Origin of the sequence: Pseudoalteromonas sp. NGC95, assembly GCF_015864705.1 — a bacterium.
In the GTDB taxonomy this organism is placed as follows: domain Bacteria; phylum Pseudomonadota; class Gammaproteobacteria; order Enterobacterales; family Alteromonadaceae; genus Pseudoalteromonas; species Pseudoalteromonas arctica.
Window position 1 is genome coordinate 36,354 of the sequence record NZ_JADYWR010000028.1, and the last position, 7,535, is coordinate 43,888.

The 7,535-nt window shown below is 39.8% G+C and carries 6 protein-coding genes; 4 read left to right on the forward strand and 2 right to left on the reverse strand.

Annotation, left to right across the window (positions count from 1 at the left end):
• Positions 1 to 110: 110 nt before the first annotated feature.
• Positions 111 to 1,637 (reverse strand): fumarate hydratase, encoded by a 1,527-nt coding sequence (locus I6E70_RS18445; RefSeq protein WP_007583843.1) that lies wholly within the window; start codon positions 1,635 to 1,637, stop codon positions 111 to 113.
• A 155-nt stretch (positions 1,638 to 1,792) separates the two neighbouring features.
• Here I6E70_RS18445 and pabB point away from each other — a divergent pair, with 155 nt between their 5' ends.
• The 3 genes from pabB to I6E70_RS18460 all read left to right on the forward strand — a co-directional run bounded on the left by pabB (position 1,793) and on the right by I6E70_RS18460 (position 5,211).
• Positions 1,793 to 3,151, forward strand: coding sequence for an aminodeoxychorismate synthase component I (gene pabB, locus I6E70_RS18450; protein ID WP_197189357.1), 1,359 nt, complete (start codon positions 1,793 to 1,795; stop codon positions 3,149 to 3,151).
• A 6-nt stretch (positions 3,152 to 3,157) separates the two neighbouring features.
• On the forward strand, positions 3,158 to 3,733 hold the full coding sequence (locus I6E70_RS18455) for an NUDIX hydrolase (protein WP_197189358.1): 576 nt from the start codon (positions 3,158 to 3,160) through the stop codon (positions 3,731 to 3,733).
• A 101-nt stretch (positions 3,734 to 3,834) separates the two neighbouring features.
• Entirely contained in the window at positions 3,835 to 5,211 is a 1,377-nt protein-coding gene (locus tag I6E70_RS18460) for an L-serine ammonia-lyase (protein WP_010555091.1), read from the forward strand.
• 77 nt (positions 5,212 to 5,288) lie between these two features.
• Here the strand turns inward: I6E70_RS18460 and cysB are convergent, their stop codons facing one another.
• Positions 5,289 to 6,266, reverse strand: coding sequence for an HTH-type transcriptional regulator CysB (gene cysB / locus I6E70_RS18465; RefSeq protein ID WP_002961670.1), 978 nt, complete (start codon positions 6,264 to 6,266; stop codon positions 5,289 to 5,291).
• Between the two features lie 324 nt (positions 6,267 to 6,590).
• Here cysB and I6E70_RS18470 point away from each other — a divergent pair, with 324 nt between their 5' ends.
• Complete coding sequence (locus I6E70_RS18470; RefSeq protein WP_007583833.1) at positions 6,591 to 7,349, forward strand: hypothetical protein; 759 nt, start codon at positions 6,591 to 6,593, stop codon at positions 7,347 to 7,349.
• The last annotated feature ends 186 nt before the right edge of the window (positions 7,350 to 7,535 follow it).

Below are 7,535 nucleotides of genomic sequence, written 5' to 3' on the forward strand. Positions count from 1 at the left end.
TAAAAAGTGAGCTTTTTCGCAAACTGGTCAGAGCTGTAAACTTGGTAATGACTCTATTTAAAAAACAAAAAAGCGAGCACTAGGCTCGCTTTTTAAAAACATAACGTACGTTATTTTAGCTTGCTATCAAGCTCTTCTATTTTAGCTTTCCAGATTGCAGGGCCTTGTGTGTGCGCATTAGCACCTTCACTGTCTACTGCAACGGTCACTGGCATATCTTCTACTTCAAATTCGTAAATAGCTTCCATACCTAAATCTTCAAAAGCAACTACGCGTGCTTTTTTAATCGCTTTAGATACTAAGTAAGCTGCGCCACCTACTGCCATTAAATAAACAGATTTATGCTCTTTAATCGACTCAACCGTTGCAGGGCCACGTTCAGCTTTACCAATCATGCCTACAATGCCTGTTTTTTCTAGCATCATATCGGTAAATTTATCCATGCGAGTGGCTGTTGTAGGGCCAGCAGGACCTACTGCTTCATCACGTACCGCATCCACAGGACCAACGTAATAAATAAATTTATTATCAAAGTCTACGCCTTTTGGTAAACCTTCACCTGAGTTGATCATATCTTGCAGGCGTTTATGCGCTGCATCACGACCTGTTAAAATAGTGCCCGAAAGTAAAACAGTTTCACCCATTTTCCATTCTTGAACATCTTTTTTAGTCAGTGTATTTAAGTCAACGCGACGTGTGCCTTCGCCCACTTCAAATGTTACTTGTGGCCAATCTTCTAGCTTAGGTGCTTTTAAATTAGCAGGGCCAGAACCGTCAAGTGTAAAATGTACATGGCGAGTTGCCGCACAGTTAGGGATCATTACTACAGGTTTTGAAGCCGCATGCGTTGGTGCTGTTTTAATTTTAACATCAACAACCGTTGTTAAACCGCCTAAGCCTTGTGCGCCAATACCTAATTTATTAGCACGGTCAAAAATTTCTAAACGCAGTTTTTCTTCAGTCGTTTCTGCGCCGCGTTCCATTAGTTCATGGATATCAACCGGGTCCATTAACGACTCTTTAGCCATTACTGCCGCTTTTTCAGCCGTACCACCAATACCTATTCCTAGCATGCCTGGCGGACACCAACCAGCACCCATTGTTGGTAGTGTTTTTTCTACCCATTCAGCAACATCATCTGACGGGTTTAACATAACCATTTTACTTTTGTTTTCAGAGCCGCCGCCTTTAGCCGCAACCATTACTTCTACTTTACCGCCCGCTACTAAATCAATATGCACAACCGAAGGCGTATTATCTTTCGTGTTTTTACGCGTGCCAGCAGGGTCTGCAACAATAGATGCACGTAAAGGGTTATCTGGATTCAAATATGCACGACGAGTACCTTCATCAACCATTTGTTGAACGGTTAAATCTGTTTTATCCCACTTAACATCCATACCTACTTTAACAAAACAGGTAATAATACCGGTATCTTGGCAAAGTGGACGCTTGCCTTCAGCCGACATGCGTGAGTTAATTAAAATTTGTGCAATGGCGTCTTTAGCCGCTTTACTTTGTTCTTTGTTGTAAGCTTTTTCGAGAGCTTGAACAAAATCAAGTGGGTGATAGAACGAAATATATTGCAATGCATCTTCAATGCTATCAATAAAGTCTTGCTGACAAATTGTACTCATAGTGGTTCCTTAAGTTACCGTTACGCGTTGTCGCGTAATCTAAATCAAACCGGTGACGGTGGTTTGCACTGTTTTTTACAGCTTATTGCTGCCAAAAAATTTGACTTATGATACCCTCCCAGCCCGTTTCGAGCCAGTTCTTAAAGGGGCAGTAAATGCTAAACAATAAAAAAAATTGTATTAAATTAGGCATAACACAAAACTGCATTGACGTTTTTGCGCATTTTTCACATTTGCATTACGCAATTCTATTAGATTCTGCAAATAGTAATCATATAAACAGCCGTTTTGATATTATTGCCATTGAGCCGCAAAGTACCCTTGAAGTAAAAAATAATAAAAGCTTTTTAAATAATATAGAAAGTAGTGATAACTGCTTTGAAATTATGAACAATGAGCTTTCGCATCTTGATAAAACAAAAGCCGGTTACGATTTACCCTTTAACGGCGGCTGGCTTGGCTACTTTGGCTACGACCTAGGCCGTACAATTGAAAACATCCCCACTCGTGCTATCGAAGATATTAATCTTCCCCAAATGGCTATTGGCCTTTACTTAGATGCCCTTATTTACGACAAGCAGCAACAAAGCTGGTTTTATGTATCGCAGCCAAACACCGATCGATTAGCGCTTTATCAGCAATATTTAAATACACACGTTAACTCCCAAGTTAATACGCAGTCCTTTGCCCTAAACAGCGACTGGCAATCAAATATGAGTAAAAAAGAATACGCTACAAAATTTGCTCAAATTGAGGAGTATTTAAAAAGTGGCGATTGTTACCAAATTAATTTAGCGCAGCGCTTTAACGCTCAGTTTGAAGGCTCCCCTTGGGCAGCTTATATTAAACTGCGTGAGGCAAATAAAGCGCCGTTTTCAAGCTTTATAAATCACCCTCAAGGGGCTATTTTATCAATTTCCCCTGAGCGCTTTATATCTGTAAATAATAACGTTGTAGAAACCAAACCTATTAAAGGCACACTGCCGAGAAAAGCAGATGCACTAGAGGATCAACAACAAGCGAAAATACTCGCAGCATCAGCTAAAGATCGCGCTGAAAATGTAATGATTGTTGATTTACTGCGTAACGACTTAGGCAAAGTGGCAAAACCTGGCAGCGTTCACGTCCCTTCCCTTTTTGCTATTGAAAGCTTTCCGGCAGTGCATCATTTAGTAAGCACGGTAACCTCAGAACTTGATGAAGGTAAAACAGCGGTCGATCAGCTAAAAGCGGCTTTCCCGGGTGGCTCAATCACCGGTGCGCCCAAAATTAGAGCGATGGAAATAATTGAAGAATTAGAACCGCATCGCCGCAGCATTTATTGTGGTTCAATTGGTTATTTAAGTGCATGTGGAAATATGGATACGAGTATCACTATTCGCACCTTGGTGTGCCACAAAGCGCAAATTTACTGCTGGGCAGGTGGCGGAATAGTCGCTGATTCTAAAGTCGAATTGGAATATCAAGAAACTTACGATAAAGTAAATAAAATCCTCCCTTTATTAAAACAGTAGGTCGTTTTGAATAGTGAACACATTATGGCGCGGTTTCTGTTAAGCCCTACAACTGCGCCAAATCAGTTAAAAGACACACGTAAAAAACGCGCTAGCGCTGTTATGCTGCCAATTATTGATATAGATAACCATGCACATATTTTACTGTGTAAACGCCCTACTTATTTACACCATCACCCTGGGGAGATTTGTTTGCCCGGAGGCAAGTTTGAAGTAAGCGACATTACCCTTCGCACCACAGCACTTCGCGAACTAAAAGAAGAGCTAAATATTGCCCAAAGCAACGTTAATGTATTAGGTCACTTACCTGAGTATTCAACCTTAACGGGTTTTAGTATTAGCCCCTATGTGGGTTTACTCAAAAAAAACACCACCTGGGAAAATGACTATAATGAAGTACAAGCGAGCTTTTTGCTCTCTGTTACTGAATTAAATAACGAAGCTAACTGGCAACCCTTACCTTTTCAACGATTTGGGAAAACGGTTATTTTGCAAGGTTTTAAAACGCCGCATGGTTTACTTTGGGGTGCGACTGCAAGCATTATAAAAAACTTTACAAAACAACTCGCCTTACCAGTTTAAATCTTCGTTATTAGTAGTTACACAATCACAATTCCACGTTATCATGCTCGACCGTTCAAAGAGCAGCTTCGTGCTGATAAAACAAAGTAGAGACACACATTATGATCAGTGCATTTGATATGTTTAGTATTGGTATTGGCCCTTCGTCATCACACACCGTTGGCCCAATGCGCGCATCACGCTTATTTGTTAATGACCTACAAGAACAACAATTATTAGCAAATGTTACCGATATTAAAGTAGAGCTTTATGGCTCTCTTGGTCAAACAGGCGTTGGCCATGGCTCGGGTAAAGCCGTAATTCTTGGTTTAGCCGGTTACGATCCTGAAACAATTGATGCCGATTTAGTCGACGACATTTTAGCAACCATCGAAAAAGATCAGGTTATTTATCTAAACAAAACACACAAAGCTAAGTTTCCAAAACAAGGTGCTATTGTTTTTCATCGTCGTAAAACACTGCCTAAGCATTCTAATGCAATGGAAATTATCGCCTCAAACAACGGCGAAAAAGTTTACAGCAAAGTATATTACTCTATTGGCGGTGGCTTCATTGTTACCGACGAAGAGTTTGAAAACGAAAAACAGGCGGCCCTCGATATTAGAGAAGAAAATCCAGCCCCTTTCCCATTTGGTAGCGCAAAAGAACTACTAGAGATGTGTAAAGAGTCTGGGTTTAGTGTTTCTACCTTGATGATGAAAAACGAAAAAACACTGCGTACTGAAGACGAAGTAAAAGACACATTGTTCCATATTTGGAAAGTAATGATGGCTTGTATTGACCGTGGTATGCGCACCGAAGGTATTTTACCTGGCGGCTTAAAAGTAAAACGCCGTGCGCCCAGCTTATACTTAAAACTAAATATAGAGGTCAGTAACGACCCGCTTCGTGCAATGGACTGGGTTGATTTATTTGCCCTTGCCGTAAACGAAGAAAATGCGGCAGGTGGCCGTGTAGTTACCGCACCAACTAATGGTGCTGCGGGTATTTTACCAGCTGTGCTTATGTACTATCACACATTTGTGAAAGAAGTAGACCGCGATATAGCCACGCGTTATTTATTAACCGCTGCTGCTATTGGTATTTTATATAAAAAGAATGCCTCTATATCGGGTGCCGAAGTAGGTTGCCAAGGTGAAGTGGGCGTTGCGTGCTCTATGGCTGCAGGCGCATTAACAGAAATTGTTGGTGGCAATGTTGTGCAAGTAGAAAACGCAGCAGAAATTGGTATGGAACATAATTTAGGCCTAACGTGCGACCCTGTTGGTGGCTTAGTACAGGTGCCGTGTATTGAACGTAATGCAATGGGCGCTATTAAAGCAATTAACGCTTCACGTTTAGCTATACGTGGCAGTGGCGAGCAAAAGGTATCGCTTGATAAAGTGATTAAAACCATGCTTGAAACTGGTAACGATATGAAAACTAAATATAAAGAAACCGCTCGCGGTGGATTGGCTGTTAATATTATCGAATGTTAATCAGCTCGCTATAAAAAGAAAAAGCCGCCTATTTTTAAAATAGGCGGCTTTTTTATTATTCGTTTAATGTAGTGACATTATTTAACGGGTAACTCTATATCTGCAAATAACTTATCTACGTCATCTTGGTTACGTAATAAGCTTGCTCGCTCCACGCGCTCTTTAGTTAAGTGCGGTGCAAAACGTTCGATAAAATCATACATATAAGTACGTAAAAAGCTGCCCTTTCTAAAACCAATTTTGGTCGTACTAGCTTCAAATAAGTGGCTTGCATCAATACACACTAAATCGGTATCGCTTACTTGATCTATCGCCATTGAAGCAACAACACCAACTCCTAAACCCAGTCGTACGTATGTTTTTATAACATCAGCATCGGTTGCGGTAAATACAATGTGTGGTTCAAGCCCGTGTGCGCTAAACGCTTTATCTAACTCTGAGCGGCCCGTAAAACCAAATACATATGTAATAAGTGGATATTGAGCAATATCAGCAACGGTTAAACTATTTGCCTTTTTAGCCAACGGATGGTCTTTAGCGACAACAATACTGCGATTCCAATGGTAGCAAGGCAGCATAACTAAATCTGAATACAAATGCAGTGCTTCTGTTGCAATAGCAAAATCGGCATCACCGCGTGCTGCAGCATCCGATATTTGCTGTGGAGTACCTTGGTGCATATGAAGCGATACCGCAGGGTATTTTTTCATAAACCCTTGAATTACGTTAGGCAAAGCATAACGAGCTTGGGTATGTGTTGTAGCAATATTTAACTTACCTTGATCAGGTAGCGTATGCTCATTAGCAACGGCTTTAATACCTTCTACTTTAGAGAGTATTTCACGAGAAATATTAATAATATCTTCGCCGGCACCGGTTACATGCGTTAAATGCTTACCACTGCGACCAAAAATTTGCACACCCAACTCATCTTCTAACATGCGTACTTGTTTAGAAATTCCTGGCTGCGAGGTAAATAAACTCTCAGCAGTCGCTGAAACATTTAATTTATGATTTTGTACTTCTACGATGTATCTGAGTTGTTGTAATTTCATGGCTGCAAATTTTAACGTTATTATTCATATTATTTATAAAGGCAATACCGCTTAAAACCAAGTGTTATTTACGTAAAATAGCACTTTAGGTCTTTAGGTGTGCAATTATCTGATTAGAGCTCAAGGCTAGCATAATAAATATGCTTCAGGTAGCGATGATTATTCAGCTTTAGTTTATAAGCCCTTAGGCTTACTGCAGTTTATAAAGAGCTCAACCTATCAATTTTTTGGTATATTTTTTAAGTTAATCGGCGCAAAGCTACCCTGTTAACGTATATTTAATGTAAGATTAAATAATTAGGTTATATATCCGAGAATTACACCATGATCGTTTCTATTATAATAGTGCTTATAGTTGCATTGATTGTGATTGCACTTTGGGTAAGTGCTGTACAACAACACAAAGAAAAACAAGAGGCAGAACGCCGTAAAGAGCTTACAAAACAAAAAGCTATAATAGAAGAAACAGAAGAGGCACTAATGAATAGTGCTAACATCCCCCTTTCTGAAAATCTAATTCGTACATTACAGCGCCGTATCTACGAAGCTTTAAATACAATGGTTACTAACTCGCAAACATCTAAAGCACTTAAAAGCCGCTTAAGTGAAGCAAAAACGCACTTATCTAATCCAGTTCAAGATAATAGCAGTGAAGCTTTAACGCTACCGAGTAATGACAAACAACTTGTAGGCCTAATTCAGGGCATTAAAAAATTACGCTCAATTTTACGCTCTGAACACAGCAAAGGTCGTATTGATAGCCAAGTTTTTGTTTTAGAAGATAAACGTCTCGAAAAACTACAACTGCGTATTAATATTGAAAGCCAAATAAAACGTGGCTTGTCTGCCCGCTCAGCCAGTATGGTTGGCTCTGCAAGACAGTACTTTGAAAAAGCGCAGGCAACACTCAGCGCAGTTACCTACTCTGATGAATATGTAACAACAAAACGGCTAGAAGTTGAGGGTTACTTAGAGGCAATTAGTGTTGAACTGAGAGCTTCTAATGCAAGCGCACTTAAAAAGAAAACAGAAGAAGAGCAAGACGACTTAGATATACTGTTTGCTCCTAAAAAGAAATGGTAGTGCTTTTATAAAAGCATTAAAAAAGCCTGCACAAATTAAAATTTGTGCAGGCTTTTTTGTATTTTTTGTCTCGTCCTGAAATGTGTTTACACATTTAGGATTTATTATGACCAAGTCAAATAATACACCGATCAAACGAACACAACGAGATTATTCATTAGGCTTTAAATTACAAGTTGTCGACGC

Coding starts and splice junctions, on each gene's coding strand:
- I6E70_RS18470 (WP_007583833.1), top strand. CDS start 6,591: ATGATCGTTTCTATTATAATAGTGCTTATAGTTGCATTGATTGTGATT.
- pabB (WP_197189357.1), top strand. CDS start 1,793: ATGCTAAACAATAAAAAAAATTGTATTAAATTAGGCATAACACAAAAC.
- I6E70_RS18445 (WP_007583843.1), bottom strand. CDS start 1,637: ATGAGTACAATTTGTCAGCAAGACTTTATTGATAGCATTGAAGATGCA.
- I6E70_RS18460 (WP_010555091.1), top strand. CDS start 3,835: ATGATCAGTGCATTTGATATGTTTAGTATTGGTATTGGCCCTTCGTCA.
- cysB (WP_002961670.1), bottom strand. CDS start 6,266: ATGAAATTACAACAACTCAGATACATCGTAGAAGTACAAAATCATAAA.